Annotated in this window: 25 protein-coding genes, 1 tRNA gene and 1 other annotated feature; of the genes, 23 read left to right on the top strand and 3 right to left on the bottom strand. The window is 50.0% G+C overall.

Translation table 11 applies throughout. From position 1 onward, the window contains the following. Position 1: 1 nt before the first annotated feature. From KI362_RS04615 to KI362_RS04565, 11 genes are all read left to right on the top strand, one after another. A complete protein-coding gene (locus KI362_RS04615; protein WP_301625180.1) occupies positions 2-1,267 on the top strand; it encodes an ABC transporter permease in 1,266 nt (421 codons plus the stop codon). 14 nt (positions 1,268-1,281) lie between these two features. Next, positions 1,282-2,376, top strand: coding sequence for an ABC transporter permease (locus tag KI362_RS04610; protein ID WP_233500596.1), 1,095 nt, complete (start codon positions 1,282-1,284; stop codon positions 2,374-2,376). A gap of 146 nt (positions 2,377-2,522) precedes the next feature. Continuing rightward, positions 2,523-3,551, top strand: a complete 1,029-nt coding sequence (locus KI362_RS04605) for an ROK family transcriptional regulator (RefSeq protein ID WP_301625178.1) — start codon at positions 2,523-2,525, stop codon at positions 3,549-3,551. 27 nt (positions 3,552-3,578) lie between these two features. Then, positions 3,579-4,784, top strand: coding sequence for an MFS transporter (locus tag KI362_RS04600; protein WP_301625177.1), 1,206 nt, complete (start codon positions 3,579-3,581; stop codon positions 4,782-4,784). A 24-nt stretch (positions 4,785-4,808) separates the two neighbouring features. Then, positions 4,809-5,366 carry a maltose O-acetyltransferase gene (gene maa, locus KI362_RS04595; protein WP_301625176.1) on the top strand — a complete coding sequence of 186 codons (558 nt, stop codon included), beginning with the start codon at positions 4,809-4,811 and terminating at the stop codon, positions 5,364-5,366. A gap of 50 nt (positions 5,367-5,416) precedes the next feature. Then, entirely contained in the window at positions 5,417-6,103 is a 687-nt protein-coding gene (locus KI362_RS04590; protein ID WP_301625276.1) for an MBL fold metallo-hydrolase, read from the top strand. A 176-nt stretch (positions 6,104-6,279) separates the two neighbouring features. Further along, positions 6,280-6,352 (top strand) — tRNA-Lys (locus KI362_RS04585). Between the two features lie 137 nt (positions 6,353-6,489). After that, positions 6,490-7,017 carry a PadR family transcriptional regulator gene (locus KI362_RS04580; RefSeq protein ID WP_301625174.1) on the top strand — a complete coding sequence of 176 codons (528 nt, stop codon included), beginning with the start codon at positions 6,490-6,492 and terminating at the stop codon, positions 7,015-7,017. A gap of 93 nt (positions 7,018-7,110) precedes the next feature. Then, positions 7,111-7,812, top strand: a complete 702-nt coding sequence (locus KI362_RS04575) for an ABC transporter ATP-binding protein (RefSeq protein WP_301625172.1) — start codon at positions 7,111-7,113, stop codon at positions 7,810-7,812. Between the two features lie 18 nt (positions 7,813-7,830). Beyond that, entirely contained in the window at positions 7,831-8,547 is a 717-nt protein-coding gene (locus KI362_RS04570; protein ID WP_301625171.1) for an ABC transporter permease, read from the top strand. A gap of 92 nt (positions 8,548-8,639) precedes the next feature. Next, positions 8,640-8,874 (top strand) — a binding site (T-box leader). Between the two features lie 93 nt (positions 8,875-8,967). Beyond that, positions 8,968-10,524 carry a 2-isopropylmalate synthase gene (locus KI362_RS04565; protein WP_301625169.1) on the top strand — a complete coding sequence of 519 codons (1,557 nt, stop codon included), beginning with the start codon at positions 8,968-8,970 and terminating at the stop codon, positions 10,522-10,524. Between the two features lie 56 nt (positions 10,525-10,580). Here KI362_RS04565 and KI362_RS04560 read toward each other — a convergent pair whose 3' ends face one another. Next, positions 10,581-10,892 carry a DUF2642 domain-containing protein gene (locus tag KI362_RS04560; RefSeq protein WP_301625167.1) on the bottom strand — a complete coding sequence of 104 codons (312 nt, stop codon included), beginning with the start codon at positions 10,890-10,892 and terminating at the stop codon, positions 10,581-10,583. A gap of 174 nt (positions 10,893-11,066) precedes the next feature. Here KI362_RS04560 and KI362_RS04555 point away from each other — a divergent pair, with 174 nt between their 5' ends. From KI362_RS04555 to racE, 7 genes are all read left to right on the top strand, one after another. Continuing rightward, complete coding sequence (locus tag KI362_RS04555; protein ID WP_301625165.1) at positions 11,067-11,939, top strand: AraC family transcriptional regulator; 873 nt, start codon at positions 11,067-11,069, stop codon at positions 11,937-11,939. Positions 11,940-13,302: 1,363 nt separating this feature from the next. Continuing rightward, positions 13,303-14,292: an N-acetylglucosamine kinase gene (locus tag KI362_RS04550; protein WP_301625163.1), complete on the top strand. Its 990-nt coding sequence runs from the start codon at positions 13,303-13,305 to the stop codon at positions 14,290-14,292. Then, a complete protein-coding gene (locus tag KI362_RS04545; RefSeq protein ID WP_301625162.1) occupies positions 14,289-15,596 on the top strand; it encodes a 6-phospho-beta-glucosidase in 1,308 nt (435 codons plus the stop codon). The genes KI362_RS04550 and KI362_RS04545 overlap by 4 nt, the downstream gene beginning before the upstream one ends. Positions 15,597-15,721: 125 nt before the next feature. Further along, positions 15,722-16,009: a Dabb family protein gene (locus tag KI362_RS04540; RefSeq protein ID WP_301625160.1), complete on the top strand. Its 288-nt coding sequence runs from the start codon at positions 15,722-15,724 to the stop codon at positions 16,007-16,009. 43 nt (positions 16,010-16,052) lie between these two features. Then, positions 16,053-16,490: a DUF86 domain-containing protein gene (locus tag KI362_RS04535; RefSeq protein WP_301625159.1), complete on the top strand. Its 438-nt coding sequence runs from the start codon at positions 16,053-16,055 to the stop codon at positions 16,488-16,490. A 330-nt stretch (positions 16,491-16,820) separates the two neighbouring features. Next, entirely contained in the window at positions 16,821-17,255 is a 435-nt protein-coding gene (locus KI362_RS04530; protein ID WP_301625157.1) for a YtxH domain-containing protein, read from the top strand. A gap of 192 nt (positions 17,256-17,447) precedes the next feature. After that, complete coding sequence (gene racE / locus KI362_RS04525; protein WP_187375150.1) at positions 17,448-18,266, top strand: glutamate racemase; 819 nt, start codon at positions 17,448-17,450, stop codon at positions 18,264-18,266. A 77-nt stretch (positions 18,267-18,343) separates the two neighbouring features. Here the strand turns inward: racE and KI362_RS04520 are convergent, their stop codons facing one another. Then, entirely contained in the window at positions 18,344-19,276 is a 933-nt protein-coding gene (locus KI362_RS04520) for a diacylglycerol/lipid kinase family protein (RefSeq protein ID WP_301625156.1), read from the bottom strand. A 112-nt stretch (positions 19,277-19,388) separates the two neighbouring features. Between KI362_RS04520 and KI362_RS04515 the strand changes: the two genes are divergently transcribed. From KI362_RS04515 to KI362_RS04495, 5 genes are all read left to right on the top strand, one after another. Then, positions 19,389-20,027: a TraX family protein gene (locus tag KI362_RS04515; protein WP_301625155.1), complete on the top strand. Its 639-nt coding sequence runs from the start codon at positions 19,389-19,391 to the stop codon at positions 20,025-20,027. Positions 20,028-20,050: 23 nt separating this feature from the next. Further along, the gene (locus KI362_RS04510; protein WP_301625153.1) at positions 20,051-20,977 is read left to right on the top strand and encodes a M14 family metallopeptidase; all 927 of its coding nucleotides are present in this window, start codon (positions 20,051-20,053) and stop codon (positions 20,975-20,977) included. Between the two features lie 134 nt (positions 20,978-21,111). After that, complete coding sequence (locus KI362_RS04505) at positions 21,112-21,375, top strand: hypothetical protein (protein ID WP_044477784.1); 264 nt, start codon at positions 21,112-21,114, stop codon at positions 21,373-21,375. A 107-nt stretch (positions 21,376-21,482) separates the two neighbouring features. Further along, a complete protein-coding gene (locus KI362_RS04500) occupies positions 21,483-21,785 on the top strand; it encodes a HesB/IscA family protein (RefSeq protein ID WP_044477785.1) in 303 nt (100 codons plus the stop codon). Positions 21,786-21,839: 54 nt separating this feature from the next. Then, positions 21,840-22,073, top strand: coding sequence for a DUF1450 domain-containing protein (locus KI362_RS04495; RefSeq protein ID WP_212939500.1), 234 nt, complete (start codon positions 21,840-21,842; stop codon positions 22,071-22,073). A 161-nt stretch (positions 22,074-22,234) separates the two neighbouring features. On the opposite strand, the gene KI362_RS04490 is transcribed toward KI362_RS04495, so the two are convergent. Beyond that, the gene (locus KI362_RS04490) at positions 22,235-24,208 is read right to left on the bottom strand and encodes an LTA synthase family protein (protein ID WP_301625152.1); all 1,974 of its coding nucleotides are present in this window, start codon (positions 24,206-24,208) and stop codon (positions 22,235-22,237) included. Positions 24,209-24,290: the final 82 nt, after the last annotated feature.

Genomic DNA, 24,290 nt, shown 5'->3' with positions numbered 1-24,290 from the left:
GATGCTTACTTTTATCTTCAAGGACCTGTTGCTGTTCTGGAGAAATCGCAAGGAGATCCTCACGGTCCTCGTGACGCCGATTGTCCTGATTGTCATCTTAAGCTTTGCTTTCTCCGGTGTTGCAGGAGGAAGTACCAGTCCTCTTGATCTTAAATTGGCTATTGTCAATCAAGATGCGGAAGAGGCAGGGATTAGACAATTTATAGCGGATATCGAGAGGCTTGAGGATCAGACCGCAGCTCAAGCACTAATGGAACACAGTGCAGACATGAAGCCAATTGCCTTCCTAGAGCAATATCTGTATCGCCCGGAGGTTGCGGATTGGTTGACGGTCTATGAGTTAAGTGAATCCGAGGCGCTTCAACAGCTGAAGGAGAAGAAGATCGACGGCTGGATTAAAATCCCGCAAGGGTACACCTATGACATGTTGAATGCGATCATGCTCGACAAGGAGGCCTCTGCAGTCAGCCTGCCTTTTGTTGTAGCTGAAAATTCCATGAATGTGACGGTCATTCAAATGATGATTAGCGAATTTTTCGACCAGATGAATTTCCAGCTTGCGCTTCAACATTCGGGAGGCGATAGGACGGCGGCGGAGGCAGTGGCCATGCCGGAGGGCGGCCGCGAAGCTTTGGAGGGTGCCGAGCCGTTCACGATGGGCCAATACTTTACGATGGCAATGGGAGCGCTGTTTTCCCTGTTTATTGCTTCAACTGTAGCCGAGAAGACGGGTGCGGAAAAGCGGGAAGAGGTCATCAAACGGATCGTCGCAGCGAATACGAAACCCATGTCTTATTTAATGGGCAAGACTTGCGCTACTTTTGTTTTGGTCTGGCTGCAGTTTTCATTTGTTGTAATTGTATCGCATTTGCTGCTCGGCTTGTTTACGGGAAAGCCGCTCTCCTTTTGGATCGGTCTTCTGTTGATGATCACCGTCTATGCACTGACCGTAGCCGGTATTTCCGCCTTTTATACTTCCATTTCGCTTAGAACAAACAAAATGGATGCGGCTAACGGGCTTATCCTGCTCTTTACGATGGCGCTTGGCATTCTCGGAGGGAACTTTGTTCCAATTTATCTATTTCCTGAATGGCTGCAGCGCATCAGCGAATGGACGCCGAATGGGCTTATGCTGTCAACGGTGATCGAGTGGATTCAGTTGGAGAGGGGTACGTCTTTAGGGATGCCTTTGGTTGTACTGAGTCTGGTCGGCATTTTATTTTTATTTGCAGGAATGCTTCTGTATCCGAAAAGAGGTGAAGCCTGATGGGCTCGGTATTTATGGCACAACTTGCAAAGGATAGACGAAATCCGCTGCTCCTTCTTCTCTTTATTGTGTTAAGCATTTTGGCAACCTTGTTGTTTGTACGCGGTGGTCAGAATATGACGACAATCGCTGTCTTTAGTGAGGATGAGCATGGAGCGGCAATCGAGGAAAAGTGGTTGCCATTGCTGAATCGGGAAGGGGCGTATTATCACTTCAAAGTGATGGATGCGAAGCATGCGCGCGAACAGGTGCAGAAGGGGCGAAGCGATGTCGCGGTGAAGCTGTTGGAGCAGGATTATCGTCTGATTGCAGCCTCCGATTCCCCAACAATTCAGCAGGTGGATCAGTATGTACGCAAGATTTATACTCAGGAAATGCAGTTACAGGCTTCCTCCGGCGCCATTAAAGAAGAGAAGCTTAGGGAAGCTGTGAACGAGTACTTGCAGAAGCCTCCTTTTCAACTAACCAAGCAAGGGATCGACGGCAACAAGGTGCAGAGTCATAATATGAGCACACAGCTCATGTTTGCCTTTACACTCCTAATCTCCCTATTCACGATGGGCTTCAAGGTGAACAGCGTTACGTACGACAAAGTATCCCGGATATGGGACCGAATGATCTTGTCGCCAATCCATAAAACCAGCATGTATCTTGGATATATTTCATACAGCTTTTTCATTTCCTTTTTTCAGGTCGTCGTTGTTCTCATCCTGTTCAAATACGTATTCAAATTTGATTTAGGCCATCACTTCGGATTGATTGTGCTGATCATTGCTATCTTTATTTTCGGGATGATCAGTCTCGCTATGCTCATCACGGGGTTTGTCAGCAAGCCGGAGCAGTTTTATGCGATTTATCCGACTTTTGTTCCTATGATTCCCCTTATTAGTGGCGCCTATATGCCGCCGGGGGTGCTGAATAATCCGGTGCTATCCTTCATCGCGGATTTGTTTCCGATGTCCCATGCGATGGATGCGCTAATGAAGGTAGTCAATTCGGATGCGGGAATCGGTGAGATTGCACTCCAGCTTTCCCTTATACTGCTGATTGGAGTGGTATATATGGGCATTGGCATCAACATGGTTGAAAGAAAATCCGCACGGAAGTGATTCAGGCGGAAGGGAGATTTAAGGCTGCTCTTAGGAGCAGTCTCTTTTTTTGTTAAAAGGTCTATCTTTTCAGGTAAGGTCTTGATATGATAATAGCGCACTTATTAAATTCGTTTAAAAAGTGTTCGGAATCGAGGTGAGCAGGAATGGGCGACAGGATTTCAACACCGAAGGATATGAAAAGGAGTATTTTTCGCGGTATCCGCACAGCGCTGTTGAACTCAGGAAGTGCAACAAAGGTCGAGCTCAGCGAACAGCTTGGAATTAGCTTTCCGACGATCAGCAAGTTTGTCGGTGTGATGGAGAAGGCAGGAGAAGTAGCGGCTGTCGGTCTGGATGATTCGAGCGGCGGAAGAAGAGCCAGACGTTATGCCTACACCCCGGACTACAGGCTGGGGATCACGATGTTTCTGGAGAAGAAGGAAACGCCGTATGCCATCTGCAATGCGCTGGGCGAAGTGAAGGAGAGCGGAAGCTGTTCCGGTGTGCTTCAGGAAGGAATCGATACGCTGACCAAGCAACTGGAGTCTTTGATGGAGCTTCATCCCGGCATTCGTGCGATCTCCTTTGGAGTGCCTGGAGCTGTCAAGGATGGTCGCATCATTCACATCCCCGGGTATGAGAAGTTTCAGGACTTTGATCTGAAGGGATTTTTCCAGGCAAAATTCCGGCTTCCCGTTGCGGTGGAGAATGATATGAATGCGGCTGTGCTCGGTTATTGCGAAAGAATGCGCGTGTCTAATAGCGAGTCCCTGGTCTATTTGTGCTTCGGACAAAACGGACCAGGGGCAGGTTTATGGCTTAACGGCAGTGTTGTCCGCGGAAGCACGTCTTTTTCGGGAGAAGTGTCGTTCGTGCCTCTCTATGACGGAGGGAATTTTCAACAGGCGATCTCGAACGAAGAAGGTGCCGCTGTAAAGATGAATAATTCCAGTGCAATCGATGCGGTGAGTCGGTTGATAGCTTCCTATGCAGCCATGGTGAATCCGAAGGCCGTCATCTTCTGCCGCGACGAAGTCAGCGAAGAGCTTCTGGATGCCATCGCTTCAAGAAGTGCCGCCTATATTCCAAAAGAGCATCTGCCCGTCCTAGCGGCAAGTGATTGGAGAGAGGACTATTTAAACGGGCTGAGGACGCTTGGCATGAACCTGATTCTCGATGACCATGAAGATTGATGATAAGGATAGGAGTTTTATACGTATATGGGAACACTTTTACTATTGATTATTTACTTGGCTTTTATCAGCCTTGGGCTTCCTGACTCGCTGCTCGGATCAGCCTGGCCTGTGATGAGACCGGAGCTTGGCGCACCGATTGGGATGGCTGGTGTATTGTCGATGACGATCAGCATCGGCACCATTGTATCCAGTCTGATCAGTGGCTCTGTTGCTCGCAGGTTCGGCACAGGTCCTGTCACGCTTGTCAGCTGTATCCTGACAGCAGGCGCTTTGGCAGGCTTCTCGGCTGCCCCGTCAATCATTTGGCTGATGGTATGCGCCATTCCGCTTGGACTTGGCGGAGGGGCCGTCGATTCAGCGCTTAACCATTTTGTCGCTGCACGCTACAAAGCCCATCATATGAGCTGGCTGCATTGCTTCTGGGGCGTAGGGGCAACGGCTGGCCCGATTATCATGGCCTCCTTCCTGAATGGAAATGCTTCATGGAGAGATGGTTATCAGGCGGTTGCCGGGATTCAATTTACACTGGTGATCGTTCTGCTAGTATCACTCCCGTTATGGAGACGGCTAGCAGTTCAACAGAGCACTGGGCTGGGAGACACATCCACTGAGGGGCCCTCTCTGTCTGGCAACAGCGGAGCAGGAAAGCCTCGCCTTAAGAGTGTTATGTTTGCTTTGGCTTGTTTCCTGTTCTATTGCGGGGTTGAGACAACAGTGGGCCTGTGGGGCAGCAGTTACCTGGTCAAAATGAAAGGGCTGGCCGCCGACCAAGCCGCACTCTGGGTTTCTCTGTACTACGCGGGAATCACCATCGGGCGTTTCATTACCGGCTTTGTTACGTTCAAGCTGACAAATCGCCAATTGATCCGCACGGGACAAATTACGACATTGGCAGGCACATTATTGCTACTGCTGCCGCTTCCGGCCGGTTTTTCATTATGCGGACTGCTGATAGCTGGATTGGGACTCTCTCCGATCTTCCCCTGCATGCTGCATGAGACGCCTGTCCGATTTGGCGAAGCGAGAGCTCAGAAAATTATGGGTTATCAGATGGCTATGGCCTATACAGGCAGCACCTTGCTGCCGCCGCTGCTTGGCTTGCTGGCCGGGTATACGACAATCGGAATATTCCCATTCTTTATCGCAACATCTGCCGCCGCCATGCTGCTTTTTTCGGAACGTCTTAACGTATTTTTCGGGAAACAAAGCACAAGCCGCAACCCAATTTAACCACATAAAGATAGGAGTGCTCTTATGAAGACAGAGAAAGAAAAAATGATTAACGGTGAACTCTATATAGCGGGAGATCCGGAACTGACACGGGACAGATTGAATGCTCGCAAGCTGACTCGGCTGTTTAATAATACCATTGAGACAGATATGGATCAGCGAACAGCGCTGCTTAGCCAGTTATTAGGCTCGACGGGGGAAGGTGCGTATATCGAACCCACTTTTCGTTGTGATTACGGCTATAATATTTATGTCGGCAAAAATTTTTATGCCAATTTTGATTGTGTTTTTCTGGATGTTTGTGAGATTCGGATCGGAGACAACTGCTTTATTGCGCCGGGTGTTCATATTTATACCGCAACACATCCGCTTGATGCCGCTGAGCGAAACTCCGGAGCCGAGTTCGGCAAGCCGGTGAATATCGGTCATAACGTGTGGATCGGCGGAAGATCCGTGATCAACCCCGGTGTGACTATCGGCAACAACGTTGTCATTGCCTCGGGTTCCGTGGTGACGAAGGATGTCCCGGACAATGTAGTCATTGGAGGCAACCCGGCTAGAGTCATTAAGACGATTGCTTAATCAGGAAAGGGGCTTCATGCATGAAAGATACAGGTGTAATGAATAACCCTGTGCAGATCATTAATCTGCCCATTGAATTCGAGTATTATGGACAAATGTACTCTATCTGCCCCAGCCTAATTGTGTATAAAGATGAACTGACTTTGGTGGATACCGGCTACCCTGGATTTCTCGATCGAATCGAAGGCGAAATATTGCAGAAGGGGTATCATCCAGACCAGCTAACCCAGATCATTATTACGCATTACGATGACGATCATATCGGTTCCTTGCATGATTTCAAGGAGAAGCATCCTGCGGTTAGAATCATTGCAAGCGAATGGGAGAGCAAGGCTATAGCCGGAGAGGTCAAGTCGGAGCGCTTGCGCCAAGCCGAACAATTGCTGGAGGAGATGGATGAGCAACAGGCGGAGTCCGGGCGGGAGTTCATTGAGGAATTGAAGAGGTTAAGAGCGGCTTCAGTCGATTTTCTCGTCAAGGACGGGGATCACCTCATGGATGGGCATTGCGAAGTATTAGCCACGCCGGGTCATACGACAGGGCATATTTCACTGTATTTTCCAGAGCTGAAAAGTGTGATTACAGGAGATGCGGCTGTAGTGGAGGAAGGTGAACTGGCAATTGCGAATCCTCAGTATTGTATAAATCTCGTCCAGGCCGAGCAATCCTTGCGCTTATTGAAGAGTCTTGATGCCAACACGTATTATATTTACCATAGTGGAATTTATCTCAGGTGAGTCGGCGGCTTCCGCCGGCTCAAAAAGCAGGTTAGTTATTCCGGATCATTTTTTTAAAAATAATGCTTGACTCTGTTTTTTAAAATGGATATACTATAAAAGTCCCCTCGAAAAACAGACTTTTAAAAAAGGCGATTTCGAAGAAGCACAGATGGTGCAGGACAAGCTTATATTATGGATCGTTAGCTCAGTTGGTAGAGCATTCGACTCTTAATCGACAGGTCCAGGGTTCGAGCCCCTGACGATCCATTCTTCGAAAAGTCAGCAGAAATGCTGGCTTTTTTTGTGTGCCAAATTATGTGCTTGAAAATTTTTTTCGGGCGAAACTTGATTCACCAGAATAATTAATGTAGAATATTCAACGTTGAGTAATGGAGGTGAAAGCAATGACACGATTACTTGTACTCGGCATGCTGGATATGAAGCCGATGTCCGGATATGACATTCAACAAATGCTGCAGACGACGGATGCTGAACGATGGAGCGGTGTGCTAATAGGCTCTATTTATCATGCGTTGAAAAAGATGGAGCAAGAGGGCTATGTCGAGATCAGCGGTATAGAACAGTCTGGACACCGTCAGAAAGCAATTTACCAAATTACGGATCGGGGAATAAAACACCTGAAGGACTTGGTTCGCGAGGCATTGACAGTGACTTCTGCCAATTATCCTTCCACCCTGTACGCCGGAATCTCTTTTTATGAGAAGCTATCCCCTGAAGAGGCTAGACAGGCTTTGGAACAGCAGCGCCTTACGTTGAACGAAGAATATGCAAGTATCAAACGGGGATTGGAAGCAAAGAGCCAAGCGATGGAGCATGGGCTGCCGCCTATGGTCAAGCTGGTTTTTGATAATATGTTTTCGATCATCAAGCAGCAGCAGGAATTTGTTGAGCAAGCTTTGAAACTTTTATAGTATGTCAATGCATATTTCTCCCTCTATGAGGGAGAAAAAAATATCCAATTAGTCAACGTTGAATAAACAATATTAACTATAAGGAGAAGAAATATGACCAAACTAATCGAGGCTCAAGGAATACGGAAGAAGTTCCGTAACCGCGAAGTCGTAAAAGGAATCGACATCGAAGTTTATCAAGGAGAAACTCTTGCGCTCATCGGAACTAATGGTGCGGGAAAGACCACCACGCTATCTATGCTGCTGGGAATCTTGCAGCCGGATTCAGGGCATATCAAGCGATGGAGAGAAGACTACCGCGCACATATCGGGACACAGCTTCAATCTACTCCGTTCTTTGAGGGCTATACAGCGGAAGAGAATTTATCCTTATTCGCGGCGCTCTATCATGTCAAGTTAGATAAGGAGCAAGTACGCAATAAACTGGAGGCATGCAATCTGTTAGAAGCCAGAAAAACGCCGGCCGTTCGTCTGTCCGGCGGACAACAAAAACGGCTGGCTATTGCTATCACTACGATCCACAATCCCCAATTAGTTGTACTGGATGAGCCCATGGCCGGACTTGATCCTCGCGCTCGACATGAGGTACGGGGACTGATGAGGCGTCTTGCGGATCAGAACGTGACCGTGCTGTTCTCCTCTCATGATATGGAGGAAGTAGCCCGTATTGCGGACCGGTTGATTCTGATGCATCATGGCGAGATTGTTGCTCAGGGGAATCCGGAAGCTCTATTGCAGGAGCATCAAGCAGATAATCTTGAAGCCCTTTACTTGCGACTGACCGACAATGAATAATAAGGGAGCGAAACGATAATGAAAACTATATTTAAACTTACACTGAAATCCGCCGTCCGTGATCCATTTTTATTCTTTTGGTCCATCTTATTGCCTGTGACCGGAGCTATTGGTTTGGGGATGCTGTTTAACTCGTCGGAGTATCCTAGACATATCCTTACCGGCATGATGGCTGTCAGCATTTTGTTTTATTCATTCATGACTACGGCATACAGCATTTTGGTACAACGCCGCAGAGGCGTCTATCATCTGTTACGCATTACCCCTTTGCCGCTGTGGAAATATATTTACAGCATCTCAAGCGCATGGACACTGACATCGGTCTTGTGTGGAATGGTCGTGTTACTCGCCGGGGGACTTGTATTCGGGATCGATCAGTTCGTGTTTGCTGCTTTGCTGGTCATTCCGATCATTTTTTTAGCGGCTATAGGGTATGTATTTCTAAGCTTTTTTGTTGCCAGCCTGACTCGAACCGAAGGCAATCTAAGCATGATAACCAGTATCGGGATACTGCCGTTTCTTTTTTGCAGCAATGCGTTTTATTCATTGGCGGGAGCCCCACAATGGATTCAAACGATCAGCCGTTTCAATCCATTCCAATGGTTTGTTGATGGGCTGCGAAGTTCATTGGCCCTGGATTGGCCGAATTACTTTATAAATATCGGCCTATTGTTTATCGTAGGAACCGTTACTTTCGTGCTGGCATTAAGAACATTCAGATATGCCGATGTTTGAAACGTCATAACTCACCACTTCACTTTATGATTTTTTTCATGCTGTTGACATTCTCGAGAATTTGCCATACTATGTATAACAATTCTTAAAATTGAAATGTTGCGATTAGAAATAGTAGGAATTCAGGACTTTCGCAGAGAGCCGTTGGCAGGTGGAAAACGGCAGGTCCGACATTCTGAACTCGTCTATGAACTGCTGCCTGACAATGTAGGGTATGCCGGAGTTCCACCGTTATCGGGATAGATGGTGATGGCCATCGAACAAGATGATTCTGCTTTGGCGCAGAATCAATTAGAGTGGTACCGCGGGGTAAGCCTCGTCTCTAGCTATAGAGACGAGGCTTTTTTGTTGGCTGAATTCCGGGTTCAGCCGCCTCCGCTTCACATAAAGGATACTCCAAAACAGGAAGGATGAAGGATTGTGAGTCGAAAAATTTGGGTGCTTGATACGACTTTGAGAGATGGAGAACAGGTTCCTGGAGCGAAGCTTAATGTACAGCAGAAGTTGGAGTTCGCCCGTCAGCTGCAGCAATTGCATGTCGACATGATTGAGGCAGGATTCCCGGCTTCCTCTGCCGGTGATTTTCAAGCGGTACAGGAGATCGCTCGTACGGTTAGGGGCGGGATTTCCGTAACAGCCCTTGCAAGGGCCGTTAAGAATGACATTGACAGCGTATACGAGAGCATCAAGCTGGCTGAGAATCCATTCATCCATATCGTGCTTGGCACCTCGAATATCCATGTGGAGAAGAAGTTCAGCCGTTCAAGAGATGCAGTGCTTGAGATGGGGGTAGAAGCCGTTAAGTATGCCCGTACGCTACTGCCTGAGGTCCAGTATTCTACGGAGGATGCCTCCAGATCGGAATTCGAATATTTGTGGCGGACCATTGAGGCTGTCGTCAAGGCAGGAGCGACGATCATTAATATCCCGGATACAGTCGGGTATGCGGTACCGGAGGAATTTGGCGAATTGATCCGAAAGATCCATGAACGTCTGAAAAATCTCAATGACCGCGTGATGCTCAGTGTTCATTGTCATAACGATCTGGGGATGGCAACCGCGAATACACTAAGCGCTATAAAAAACGGGGCCGAGAAGGTGGAGTGTACCATCAACGGACTTGGTGAACGAGCCGGAAATACTTCGCTGGAAGAGATTGCAATGGCGCTGAAGGTAAGGGAATCGTTCTATCAGAGCCATACGGATCTGAATCTGAAGGAAATTATGAGAACCTCACGGCTGCTCACTTATCTGACCGGACTGGATGTTCAAGTGAACAAGGCCATCACCGGCGAAAATGCCTTTGCGCACTCCTCAGGCATTCATCAGGACGGTCTTCTGAAGAACAAGGAGGTCTATGAGATCATGTCGCCGGAGGATGTTGGAGTAGAGAGCATGGAGCTCGTATTGACCGCGAGATCAGGACGTCATGCCTTCAGGCATGTGATGGAGAAGCTGGGCTTCTATGCCGGATCTACGGACGAATTCGAAGGGCTGTTTGCCGCCTTTCTTCGCATGGCGGATGACAAGAAGGAGGTCTACGACCATGATGTATTTGCCTTGTTGTCCGCAGCGCGCAAGCAGTCTGGAGGAAGCGGTCATCTGTATGAGCTGGAATCGCTTCGGGTCGTTACAGACGATGAAGCTCCAACGGCTACCGTTAAGCTGAAGAGAGAGGGAGTCAGTCTGGAGGATACCAGAAGCGGAGATGGGCCGATCGACGCTCTTTATGGAACGATCCGGGCTTTGACCGGCTTGGAGGTTGAACTGCTGGATTACAAAATTAACAGCATGTCCCGGGGAAAAGAGGCGCTTGGCCGGGTTCACATTCGATTGAAGCATCAAGACAATATTTATACAGGTAAAGCTATGGACACAGACATTATCAAGGCGAGTGCCCAGGCCTTCATCAACGGCATTAATGCAGTGCTGCTGGATACTTCGGAAAAAGAAAAAAAAGCCCCCGCAGGTGAATAGAATAAGCATTGATTCTGCAGGGTAAGACACACAAGCATGCTAACTTGCCGGCTTTACTACTCCGGATCGATAGCTGTTATGCGTTCTGCAGGGATGATGACACGCCTTCCCTCCTGATCCATTAATTCAAGGAAATCGGGCTGAACAGAGAGCAAGATTCCTTGGATTTTCCGGTCAAAGGCTTGGACAGTGAGGGATGTGCCAACCAAGCTGTGGAGCCGTTCCCGGGTTAGCGGGAGCGGAAGAATGTTAGCTTGGACGGTTTCCTCCAAATGCTCCACACGATGTTCCAGCAGCTCGATCCTTGCACTCAAGATACGGATACTTCGGCGGGCGGACTGATACTTGCCGGAAAGCATAGCGTTCATGGGCATCACCTCCTCTCATTGAATGGTAATGTCCTAGCCAATAGAAATCGCTGGGGACTCTATACTATATGTGTGCTAGTTTCATAGGGTTCGTACAATAGAGAATTGAGTCATCCTGGCGGGTATGCTTTAATAGAGGCAAACATGAATCAAGCTGCAGGAGGAAAATACCAGATGATTCAACCTGACCTCATACAAATGCCGGGCGAATTTCCGATGACGGTCTCCGTGTCCAAGGGGGTTAGCCCTTTGTTTCAACGGCTGCACTGGCATCGCGCACTGGAGATTAATCTCATTACCTCCGGGATGGGGACATATATCATCAACGGACAGGAATATCAGTTTGCAGCGGGTGATGTATTTCTGATCGATTCCCACGATCTGCATCGGGCATATGAGGGAAAGGATCTGGAAATGGTCGTGATCATGTTCGAGCCGTCCCTGGTCAGCTCGGAGCATCGTTATAATCCGGAGATAATGCTGCCCTTCAGACAAACAGGGAGCCTTTTCCCGAACAGGATCACGGCTGATCAGATCGAAGCCGCAAATGCCGGATTAAATGAGTACATTTTGAGAATGCTGGAGGAATATCAATCGGAGCAAAGCTCGCGCTATTCTGTGCTCCATGGCTGCTTGCTGCTGCTGCTGGCAGAGGTGCACCGCCATTTCCGCCAGCCGGAGACAGCGGAAGCCCGCCCGGCTGTCAAGCATCTGGAGATGATCCGCGAGTCGATTCAGCGAATGGAATCGGATCTGGAGCGTGCATGGACACTCTCCGAATTAGCGGAGCAAGCCCATCTCAGCCCATCCCGGTTCAGTGCGATTTTTAGCCAGGCAGCGGGGATGTCCCCTATGAACTATTTGCTGCAGCTAAGACTCGATCACGCGGTTCAGCTCCTGGAGCAGAGCTCGCTCAGTATTCTGGAAATCGCCGATCAGTCGGGCTTTCGGAATCTATCCAATTTCAATCGGCTATTCTTGCGTTACGTGGGTAAACCGCCAAGCGCTATGCGCAGGAAGCTTCAAGGAAAAACCTCTATGAGTTGAATCAAAGAAGTTACGTAAAAAAGGCATAAGTGTGAAGTGTTAAAGGGGCTGTCCCCAAAAATCTTAGCTCTGACGAAGTGCCTGCATATGTTGCTACAAGCTCCCTGCGGGCGAATCAAGGGCGCGTTTGCAGGGAAGTGTGCAATAGCGGGAAGACAGTTAAATATTGGAGGGCTTGTTAGAGGGGCAACGTGTGAAGGGGTGCTACGATCGCTGTTGTTCACGGATTTCTATGATTGGACTAAGTTCTAGCAAGGGAGAAATCCGCTCACAAAGGCGAACGCTTACGCTTCTACACAACCCTTCACACTTATGCCCTGATCACTTCGCCTTTGAAGTATAACTGATACTCGAGATTGCACCATGACTGCGCCACAGTTGCATTACAGTAAGCTTGCAGCCTGCGGCACGCAAGCAGAATACTCCATGCAAGCCTCCTCCCAACTTCTTCTTGCTGCCAGGCACGCCTTAGGTTAGGCACATGAATGGAAGCCTGCGCGATTCACTTTACGCACAGCCCATGGAACACTGGGTGCCTGGAGTTGTGCCCAGTTGTACGTTGCTTCAGCCTTGCGAGGAACACGGAACTTCGTTATCCGACTAGGTATTCCAGTCTTGTTCCGAGCTTAACTCATCCCGCTTATTCAGCTTCATTCTGGCACGCTCCAGTGAAATTTCTTACCTTAAATTCTTCATTCGGCGCTCGAACTCAATTTTAGTGAATAAAATTACCTTAGATCTCCAGTAACTAGTTAAACCGACGGTATAGCCAACTTTAAGCGAAAGAATTTCACTATATCCGCATTTCCATCATTTCACCTAAATTTAGAGTAACTTTTTTCACTACATGCGTATGACCCGTATTTACGTGGGTCGATCAACTGTCGTTATTCAATCTCCACACCGCACATTAGGAGCTTCGCGTAGTGTGATGTCTGCATGATGCACAGGGCAGCTTGCGCAATCCGCTTTTTGCACGACGTCAATGGCACAACGTGTTATCTTCATAAGCGTGTAATGCGTACTTGGTCGGCATTATTAGCTATTAAAGTGCATTCGTAGCATATAAATGATGAACTAAAACCTGCGTTAAAAGGGGATAAGTGTGAAGGTTGGTGCAGAAACGGAGTGTTCGCCTTTGCGAGAGGATTTCTTCCTTGTCAGAACTTATTACAATCAGAGAAATCCACGAACAACAGCGATCGAAAGCAACCTTCACACGTTACCCAGAAACGCAGAATCACTCTTTAGACGGTTTTATGATAGCAGTGATTTTCAGTAAGATCATATTATAGTTCAGGACTATTGCAGAGGAAATGCAGTAGTCCTTTTTTGTATGCTGGGGGAAGAAGGAGCGATGCATATGAACTATTATATGGGCGTGGATGCGGGAGGCAGCAAGACACATTGTCTGATCGTGAATGCAAGCGGAGAACCGTGCGGTATAGGAATCTCTGGCAACGGCAACCATCAGACCAATGCCAGAGCGGAGCATGAGATTGCTGTGGCGTGCGCTCAAGCGTTGAATGAAGCCGGCTTAAGGCAAGACGAGATCGCCTTCGCTTATTTCGGCTTGGCCGGGGCTGACCGGGAACCCGATTACAGAGTGCTTCGTCCGATGATTGCGCGGCTGCAGTACCCCAGAACTGACATTGCCTGCGACACAATGATCGCTATGCGAGCGGGTAGCCAAGCATCGCATGGGGCCGTCGTCATTAGCGGCACGGGCTTCAATGCGGCTGCCAGAAACCGGGACGGCCAAGAGCTGCAATATGGCGGGTTTGGATATTTGTTCGGTGATGGACAAGGCTCGGGCAGAGACCTTGCAAACCTGTCATTTCGCGCGGCGGTAAGGGCCTGGGACCTTAGAGGGCCACAGACTTTATTGCAGGAGCTGGTTCTGAGAAGCACTGGCTTCAGCAGTATTCCTGAGGTGTTGGATGCAATGCTGGATGAAGGCTATGAACCCCCGTTGCAGTTGGCGGAGCAGGTATTTATTGCCGCTGAAGCGGGAGATGCGGTGGCTGAAGGGATTCTGAGAGAACAGGGGACAGAGCTTGGCAATGCGGCCGCGGCTTTAATCCGCCGCTTGGATATGGAGGAAGATCACTTTGATTTGGTGCTTGGCGGGAGCATTCTCTCCAAGAGCCGAACCGATCTCATGCGGGAATCGCTTGCGAAGCGGGTTCATGAGACGGCTCCATATGCCAGAATACGGCGCATTGAAATGGAACCGGTTGTTGGTGCGGTGCTTAGCGCGATGGATCGGGATGGATATGCGCCGCAGGCTGAGGCGGTAGAACGCCTGAAGAAAATTATGATCGCGGATAGGAAGGGAGAACGGGAGTCATGAATGATCGCAAAGGGATAAAAATTGCTGTTATCGGAGGGGGATCATCCTATACGCCAGAGCTGGTTGAGGGGTTGATTCAAGGCTATGAGGAAATGCCGGTCTCGGAGCTATGGCTGGTCGATATTGAAGAAGGCCGGGAGAAGCTGGAGATTGTAGGGAACCTGGCTAAGCGGATGGTCCGCAAATCCGGCCTCCCCATCAAGGTTGAATTGACCCTGGATCGGAGAGAGGCGATACAAGGTGCAGATTATGTGACGACTCAAATGAGGGTGGGTCAGCTGGAAGCCCGCAAGCGGGATGAGCATATTCCGATTAAGCATGACGTGATCGGCCAGGAAACGACAGGACCCGGGGGGATGTTCAAAGCGCTGCGAACCATTCCGGTGATTCTGGATATTTGCAGGGATATCGAGGAGCTCGCACCGAATGCCTGGATGCTGAACTTTACCAATCCGGCAGGGATGATTACGGAGGCAGTGATGAAATACTCGCAGGTCAAAACTGTGGGACTGTGCAATTCCCCGATCAACTTCAAGAAGTCCTTGGCCGAAGCCTATGGAACCTCCGAGCATCAGGTGCTCCCGGAATTTGTAGGCATTAATCACCTGCACTGGGTAACCTCGGCACTGGTGAACGGGAAGGAGAGAATGCCGGAGCTCCTGGCTGGAAAAGGGGAATACAACGCGAAGAATGTACCGACATTAGGCTGGGATCTCGAATTTTTGCAGTCCCTGCACGCGGTGCCGACATATTATTTGAAATACTATTATATGACGAATGAAATGCTCCAAGAGGAGAAGGAAGCACTTGAGAACAACGGGACACGTGCCGATGTGGTCAGAAGCGTGGAAAAGGAGCTGTTCCAGCTGTACGCCGATGAAAGCCTGCAAGAGAAGCCGAAGCAGCTCGAGCAACGGGGGGGAGCCTACTATTCCGAGGCGGCCGTCCAGTTGATGAAGTCGCTCTATCTGGGCCGGAACGATATCCAGACCTTGAATGTGCCTAATGGAGCGATCTATGATTTCCTGCCGGAGGATGCCAGTATTGAAATTAACTGTGTAGTTACCGCTGCCGGACCTGTTCCTTTGAAGCCGATGCACGTGCCTGAGACCATAAAGGGGCTGCTGCATGCTGTTAAGACCTATGAGAGCCTTGCGATTGATGCGGCCGTCAGCGGGGACCGGGGACTGGCCTTGCAGGCACTGGTTCATCATCCGTTAGTCCCGTCAGTAACGGTAGCGAAGGTGTTGCTGGAAGAGCTGCTGGAAGCTCATAAGCCTTATTTGCCGAAGTTTTTTGCATAATAGATAATGGTCTGCCAGGATCCGTCTCCTGCCAATCCTCCTCTTCTGCTGTTAGATGGCGCATGCCGTCTGCGGTGGAAGAGGAGTTGTTGTTATGATATATTTTGTACAAAGGGGTGATTACCATGATTAAGCATATCGTATTATTTAAGCTTAAGGACCCGAGTGCGGAAAATATCGAGCATACGGTTTCGGTATTACGGGGACTGAATGGAAAGGTTGAGCAGCTAAGAAGTCTAGAGGTCGGAATCGATGTCGTAAAGTCGGCTCGTTCTTATGACATCGCTCTCATCGCGGAATTCGATTCGCTGGAGGACCTGGAAGGTTATCAAGTGCATCCCGAGCACAAGAAGGTCATCGAGCATATGTCCCAGGTTAGAGAAAGCCAGGTTGCTGTCGATTTTGAATATTGATGAAGGAATCGCCTACTCTCTGATATAGGAGGCCCAGACAACGATGTATTATGTTGACCGAAGTCAGATCGAGCGCAGACTGGACTTGCTGCCCCGAATTTCTCAAGTTCTAGCGGAAACTGCAGCCGCTGATGAAGATAAGCTAATGCTGCGGTTTGCCGAGGAGCGGGCGCTGCATCTGGCTATTGAAGCTATAACAGATGTGGGCAGCTATCTAATTGATGGTTTTATTATGCGGGATGCGAGCAGCTATGAGGACATCGTTGAGATCATGCGGGATGAATCTGTTATCGATCATGAGCTGGCCTTGCAGCTTACCGGGCTGGTCCGGCTAAGAAAACCGCTCGTTCAGAAATATGTGGATTGGGATCGCAGTCATGCGCATGAATTGTCCGCAGCTTTGCCGGGGTTGCTTCGTGCTTTTTCGATCAGAGTGAAGGCTTATTTGGATCAGGAAGGTATTCAGGCGTATATAGGTTGAACTACAGAATTTTACGTTCTGGGAGGCAACGTGTGAAGTGTGCTTACGATCGCTGTTGTTCGCGGATTTCTCTTATTGACTAAGTTCTGGCAAGGTGAAAATCCACTCACAAAGGCGAACACTCCGTTTCATCAGTGCACTTCACACTTATGCCCTTTCTACGTAGCTTTTATAGTTCAGCTTATATAGTCATTTATTTTAAAATAGGTGTGTCGGGACAATCCCGCATTGCTTATAATACAATATCGATATAGGCATTCGCCCTGACAGAGGCATCTGTGCGAACTGGAGCTGTACTGGGGCAAAGGGCCGAACAAGGAGAGATGAGACGTGAGTAACGGAAAGAAGGGCTGGATTTGGGGGGCGGCGATCGGTACGATTGTCGGCTCGGTAACTGCATTGTTGTTTGCGCCGAAGGCGGGCCGTGAGCTTCGCAAGGATATTGCGGAGGGAGCTCGTCAAGTCGGAGAGAAGACCCAGGAAGTGGCAGGAAAGGTTGGAGAACAGAGTACCCAGATCGCCGGAATCGTGAAGGAAAAGGCCGAGGATCTCGTTCATGAGTTCCAGACCTGGCGTGCTTCGAAGGCGGAGAGCAGCGAGGAAGTGCAAGAAGCGGCCCAAGAGGAGCCGCTTGCATTGGAGGCGGCCGTTGGACCATCCGACGAAGCCGATGAGGCAGCTCAGTCGGAGGAAGCGGTGTCCGAACCTACGGAAGCGCCGGCAGGAGCTGAGGCAGCAGCTGCGGAAGAAACAGATAAAGAGTAAGGTATGTTTCCCGAAAAAGCCGGGACAGGTGCTTCGACCTGTCCCGGCTTTTGCTGTACTATCCTTCCCAAATAGGGCTTATGGTTGTTGTACCGCACTGCTATTTGGGTTAAGATTTAGGTACGCTTGGAGCGGGATTGACATAATGTAAGGAAGAAATCATAAATGCAAATTTTCAATGAAGGAAGCGGTATGTTCGTGCAGCAAGCCATTGCCATATTAGACTCCGGCGTAGGAGGCCTTACCGTCGTCAAGGAAGTCATGAGACAGCTTCCGAGAGAGAAAATTATTTACTTTGGAGACACCGCGCGTGCGCCTTATGGACCTCGTTCAGCAGAGGAAGTACGCCTGTTTACCGAGCAAATTGTAGATTTTCTGATTCAATTTAATCCGAAAATGATTGTGATTGCCTGTAACACAGCTACTGCGGCAGCACTCGGCTATATCCAGTCCAAGGTAGCGATCCCGGTGATTGGCGTGATCCATCCCGGTGCGCGCGCTGCGATAAGCGCGACCAAGACGGGAAAGATCGGGGTTATCGGCACCTTGGGAACGATACGAAGCGGTGCCTACTCATCGGCACTGAAGGAGCTGAATCCGACTCTTGAAATTGTCAGCGAGGCTTGTCCGACGCTCGCTCCGTTTGTCGAGCAAGGGCTTTATGAGACGCCGGAGGCGGTCGAGGTTGTACGGGATGCATTGAAGGAGATCAGTCGGTATTCCTTGGATTGTCTGATTCTGGGATGCACGCATTATCCTTTTTTGAAACCGGTGATCCAGACTGTGATAGGCTCGTCCGTAAAGCTGATCAACTCCGCTGACGAGACGGCAAGGGAGATTAGCACGATCCTCCATCAGAAGGGCAAGCTGGCCCGTGGCAGCGAGCTGCCGGTTCACCAGTTTTTTTGCAGCGGAGACCCGGAAATGTTCCGGCAAATTGCCTTGCGGTGGCTAGGCAAGCAAATCGAGCTCACTCCGATTGTGTGGCAAATCTCCAGCCCAACCGCATAGGACGAAAAAACCTTTGGACAGAGCCTTCTGCCAGAGGTTTTTTGCACATATGCCCATTAAAAATGCAATTCAAAAAATCAGCTTTCAGCGCCAAGAAGGCTGCGAGAACCTGAAGAAGGAGTCATGACCTTCATTGCACCCGGAAGCGCGGAGGCGGTGAGCGGAGTAAATGCGACAGGCTCCCCGTCGCCCAAGGCAAGCCTTGGCAGGCTGCTGTGGACGGTAATTTCCTGGCCGCGAAGCATCGTCACGAAGGACAGTCGGGTGTGCTTGCCGAAAAGCACGGTCGGGAACAGTAGCAGTAATTTCAATCGGGAGCAGTTATGAACAATACATATATCCAGCAGTCCGTCATCTGTTCTTGCTTCAGGGCAAATGGCCAGGCCGCCGCCATAGGTGGTCACATTGTTGACTGCGGCCAGCCAGGCGGAGGAGAAGGAATGCTCTTCTCCATCGCAGCTTACCGTCAATGCGGCGGGACGGAAGGAAATCAGAGTATGAAAGATTCCGATAATATAAGCGAGTCTTCCCATTCCGAGCAAGTTGCAGATCTTCTTATAATAGCTCTTGTTGACGTTATTTGCGACTTCGGCATCGAACCCGACAGCCAGTGCGGTCAATGTATTTCGTTCGGAAATGGAGATCAAGTCCGCTGAGCGGGCGCGGCCCTTCAGCATGACATCCAGGGCTGCTTCGGTGTTTCTCGGAATGCTGAAGCCCCTGGCGGTATCATTGCCTGATCCTGCAGGGAATACCGCTAGCGGAACTCCCGAATTGTGCATAGCCGGCAGCAGGCTGTGGATCGTTCCATCACCGCCAACCACACCGACGGCCAGCCAGTCCGTGCGCTCGGTCAGCCGTTCTTTCAGGTAAGCTTGAGCTTCCTCTGCGCTTTGGGTACATGTATACTCATAAGGAATATTCCGTTTGTGGAGTACGGTCCGAATTTTGTCCCAGACCCGGCGGGCTCCTCCGTTTCCTGATTTAGCATTAATCACAAATAAATACATGTCGGTTCCTCCAATTATGCGGCTGCTTCTGGCTCAAGTGTAAATCAAAACCGAGCTAGAATGGAATCATTTTTATTTTATTTTTGAACAACATCTAAAAAGGAGTAAAACTATGCAATGGATTGCGATGCTCACCATGCTGATTGACCATACAGGCCTGCTGTTCTTTCCGGATGAAGCGATCTGGCGGATCATCGGCAGAATTGCTTTTCCCCTGTATGCCTATGCGCTTGTCCAGGGCTACAGACATACCTCGAACTTCCGCAATTATATGCTGAGGTTAGCCCTGATTGCAGCGATCTCGCAAATTCCCTATCAACTGGTGCTGAAGCCAGGCGGGCTCAATGTGGTGGCGACGTTGCTGGTCTCTCTGCTGATCTTGAAGCTGCTTGAACGAATCAAGCCGGGCGTTGTTTCGGTTCTGGTGATTGCCCTGTGCTGCCTCGCAATGGAGGTGCTTCCTTTCGATTATGGAGCATATGGACTGCTTCTCGTGCTTATATTCAAATATGCGCGTTCCTCGCAGCTGCTGCTGATGCACCTGGGACTCAATTTGATTTATCTTGCGGCTTATGGCTGGTTGATCCAGATGGCAAGCCTGGTCATAACGCTTCCGATTGCTTATGGAGGGGGGATGTGGCGTAAAGTGGAGGCAAGCCGGGCTCCGGCATGGCTATGGCGCTCGTTCTATCCGGCTCATCTGTATATTCTCATGTTCGTAGTGTACGGAATGCGCATCCTGGCTCCTTAATGGAGCATCAAGGAGGGGGACTTGTGCAAATACGGGGAGATTCGTCTGTGCAATGGCCGGGAGGATCCATTGTTCGACTGGAGCAGGAGGGGTATCGCAGCGGTACGTATTCCAGCCAACTAAATCGGCTTCTGGAGAAATATAGCGATATCCTTACCGTTGAAGTTTTGGGGGAGAGTGTTCTGGGAGAGCCGCTTTGGGCGGTTCGTCTTGGAAAAGGAGCGGAGCAGGTCCATATGAATGCGGCCGTCCATGCTAATGAATGGATTACCGCGCCGCTTCTGCTCCGTTATGTGGAGGAGCTGGCCGCCCGGAGGCTCGCAGGCGGCGCGACGGAATTGGACGCCGTGACCCTGTGGGCGGTGCCGCTATCCAATCCGGACGGCGCAGACCTGGCGCAGGACGGCATCCCGCCCGGCTGTGCCTGGGCGGAGCAGCTCGCCGCGTGGAACGGCGGCAGCAGGGATTTCCGCCGCTGGAAGGCCAATATCCGCGGCGTCGATCTTAACGACCAGTTCCCGGCAGGCTGGGAACTGGAGCGGGAGCGCCGGGGCGTGGCAGGCCCGGCGCCCCAGGACTATGGCGGGCCGCATCCGCTCTGCGAGCCGGAGGCGGCCGCCCTGGCCCGGCTGACGCGCGAAGCGGGCTTCAGCCGGGTGCTCTCCTTGCATACGCAGGGCAAGGAGATTTACTGGAACTACCGCGACTGCGAGCCGCGGGAGGCAGAGCCGCTGGCCGCGAGGATGGCTGCGGCCGGGGAGGGCTACCAGTCCGTCAAGCTAACCGGCAGTGATGCCGGATACAAGGACTGGTTCATCCATGAATTTCGCCGGCCCGGCTACACGGTCGAGGCCGGCGAAGGCGTGAACCCGCTTCCGCCGGAGCAGTATGATGAGATCTACCGGGGTCTTGCTCCAGTGCTGGCTGAATTTATCCAGGGGCCGCGATGATGCGCGTCCCCGCTTTTTTTGTAACTTCTTGCATATGCCGCACGTTTGAAGTAAATATAAAGCCGAGCTGGTTCAGATTCGTCTTATTTAATTCTCGGAGCTTTAGGGTATTGTATTAGTAAGGGGGGATCGCCATGAAATGGTCGAGAATTTGGTCTTTGCGCCACTGGGCACATGTTTTCCGCAAGCTGCCAGGGCTGCTTCGTTCACCGAGGGTTCCCTTGCTGGACAAGCTGCTTCTTGGCATACCTGCCATTCTGTACTGGATTCTGCCGGACGTCCTGCCCTTCATACCGATTGATGATATTGCCGTAACGATGCTGCTAATGAACTGGTTTGTCGGTCGGGCAGAGCAGAAGGATCGGGACGGGGTTCAACGAATCGACATCAATCCCTAGCAGAGGTTGTTCAAAAGAGTAGTAATAATCAGCCCGGTCTTGCGCGGGCGCGAATGTTTCTTTACAATAGGAATATTGATGTCATATTGAGAAATGGAGTGATTTTGATGAAGGTGAAAATTACCCGCAATGCGGCGAAAGTCATAAAGAAGGAACTGGAGAAGGAAGAGAATCAGGGCTTGGCTCTGAAGGTTGTTATTACACATGCACATGGCGATCATGCCCACTACGGGATGGATCTGGTGAAGCCGGAGGAAGGCGACACCGTGATTCCTACCGATAAGGAGATTGACGTTATTCTGGATGGGAATGATCCGTTGCTTGATGGCGTCAAGATTGATTATTTGTATTTTCCGGAAGAGGGCTTCGTCATTACGAATCCTTCCAAAGGGAATCACGGTGACCACTAATGCCACACCCTGCACGGGTATGGCAGCTTAGCTTCGAATAAAGAAGGGAATAGTATGGCTAACGATATACGGATCTGTGACAAATGCAATCATATCCGCTTAAAGACAATGGTACCCAAGCTTCAGAAGATGGCTCCTGATGCCGAGATTCAAGTAGGCTGCAAATCGTATTGCGGCCCTTGCGGCAAGAGAGCGTTTGTATATATTAATGGCCGATATGTCAGCGCGCCGACTGAGGATGAAGTGATCGAGAAGGCAGCGCCTTTTGTGAAGAAGCCTAAACAGTAGGCTGAGTTTAATTACCCGTCATTGCCGGATAATGACGTGCTTGAAGTCATATAAGACTCCGATTAGCAATCCTGCGGTCATTCTTACAAATGACCGCAGGATTTTTCAAATATAAGGAAGCAATCTCATTCGTCTCGGCAGATTTATCTCACCTCGCACGTTTAATTCGGGGAGTCAGCTTCATTCCTCAGTAACGGAATCAGGTCCAGTTCGACCACCTTGTCGGACATGAGAAGACGCTTTTGCGCTTCCTCATGAGGAAGCCGGCACGCCTCGATATCGGTCTTGCTTCTGGTTGAAAGGTCGTAACAGCTCCCATTGTCATATTGATGGTCCGGTGATGGAATATAGTACAGCTTCCCGTCCGTAAAAGCGCCGGAACGCAACACGACAAGCGGCGAGGCATCCACGGAATCGGTAAACAGATTATTCCCCATCATCGGATAAGACGAAGAGTCGATGCCGAGCAAATGGAGCAGGGAGAACGCCATATCAAGCTGCCCTGATGCACGTTTGTCGATGCCGGTGAGCGCCTCATCAGGAAGATGAATCAGAAGAGGCACTTGATTCAGGATTTGATGCATATCCAGCTCTGTGAGCGGCTTGCCGAAAAATTGCTCGTAATCAGAACTGTCTGTCAGCGAATTATCGTGATCTCCGTAGACATAGAGAATTGTATTTTCCCACAGTCCCCGGGCTTTCAGTCCTTCTACCAATTGTCCCAACGCTGCGTCCGCATAATGGATCGATTCCAGATAGGAGCCGAAAATGGTCCCGCTAAATTCACCGGAGTCAAAATCCTTGGCGGGGGCCGGCAGTGTATAAGGATGATGGCTTGATAAGGTGATCAGAAAGCTATAGAACGGCTGCTGCTGGTCATCCATGAGCTCCAGCGACTGCTTGAAAAAGGATTTATCGCCGAGAGACCAACCGACCGATTCATCGAGAGTATAATCCTTTTTGGTATAAAAATGATTGTATCCCATCGCCTCATACATCCGCGTCCGATTCCAGAAGCTTCCCTCATAGGCATGGAATGCGGCCGTGTCATAGCCTTGCCCAACGAGGATTTGGGGGAGCGAGTCAAAGGTATGATTGGAAAAACGGGTGAATACAGAGCCCGAAGGGAGCGGATGCAGCGATACATGTGAGGTGAAGTCCGCATCCGAGGTTCGTCCTTGTCCGGTTTGATGATAGTAATTGGGATAATAGAGGCTGTCCTCCATCAGCTTGTTAAAGTTTGGCGTGATCTCTACGCCATTGATTTCTTTGCCAATCATGAAATTCATGAAGGCCTCGACTTGAACGACGATCACATTACTGCCTTCATAGGCCCCAAACGTCTCGTTGTTTCCCTTCCTTGCTTGGGCCGCCTCTGCGAACCACTGCTTCATCTCGTCCAGCTGCTCAGGGGAAGGCTTTGGCTTACCGAGCACGTTTTCCTTCACATAGCGGGAGACATCGTAGTAATGAAAGCCCAGCAGCCCGGTCACATTGTACAGAGACAGGTTCCACCAGGCACCTTCGAACAATCCGACAGCCCAGGTTTTTGCGTAAAAGGTAATCGGTCCGACCGTCAGGACGAATCCGAGTACAAAAGCGATGATGCCGGATAGCAGCCGAGAGCGAGGAGTGCGGCGCCAACCAGTGCCAGACATGCGGATTGCCGTCCCGCTTGTCTCTGTATTTCGCAATGCCGGCACTGCTTCATAATTGCTGTAGCGGTGTTTGCGGCTACTTTTAAACCGTTTCATACCTGCCCAGACAACAAATACGAGCAGAAAATCAGCAGCCAAGCGAAGATCCGAGAGACGGAGCAGCTCCCGAATGCTGCCGCCGAGCTCGCCCACTTGTCCCGCCTGAAGCAGCACAGGCACCGTAATGAAATCGCCGAAATAACGATAGTAAACCAGATCGGCAAAGATCAGCAGGCTCAGCAGCACATCAAGAACAATTAGAGCTATTATCCGCCCCCGGCGCGGCAGCCACAGGGTCCAGAAGGAGACGAGCATCACGGAGCCGATGGCAATGACGTCGTCCAGCAAATTCATATCGATATAGCGCGCATGAAGATTACCGTGCAGAACGGTGAGCTTGTAGAATAAGGACAAAATGAACACGATAAATTCCAGCAAAATGCCCACCTCCAGTCATGAAACAAAAGTAATGAAATAAAAGTAATGATTAAATGGATTCGTAATGTTAGAGCCCCGGCTG

Source organism: Paenibacillus apis, assembly GCF_018333295.1.
Lineage (GTDB): Bacteria > Bacillota > Bacilli > Paenibacillales > Paenibacillaceae > Fontibacillus > Fontibacillus antibioticophila.
Note: the sequence above shows the minus strand (reverse complement) of the source record. Positions and strands in the feature narration are given on the sequence as shown.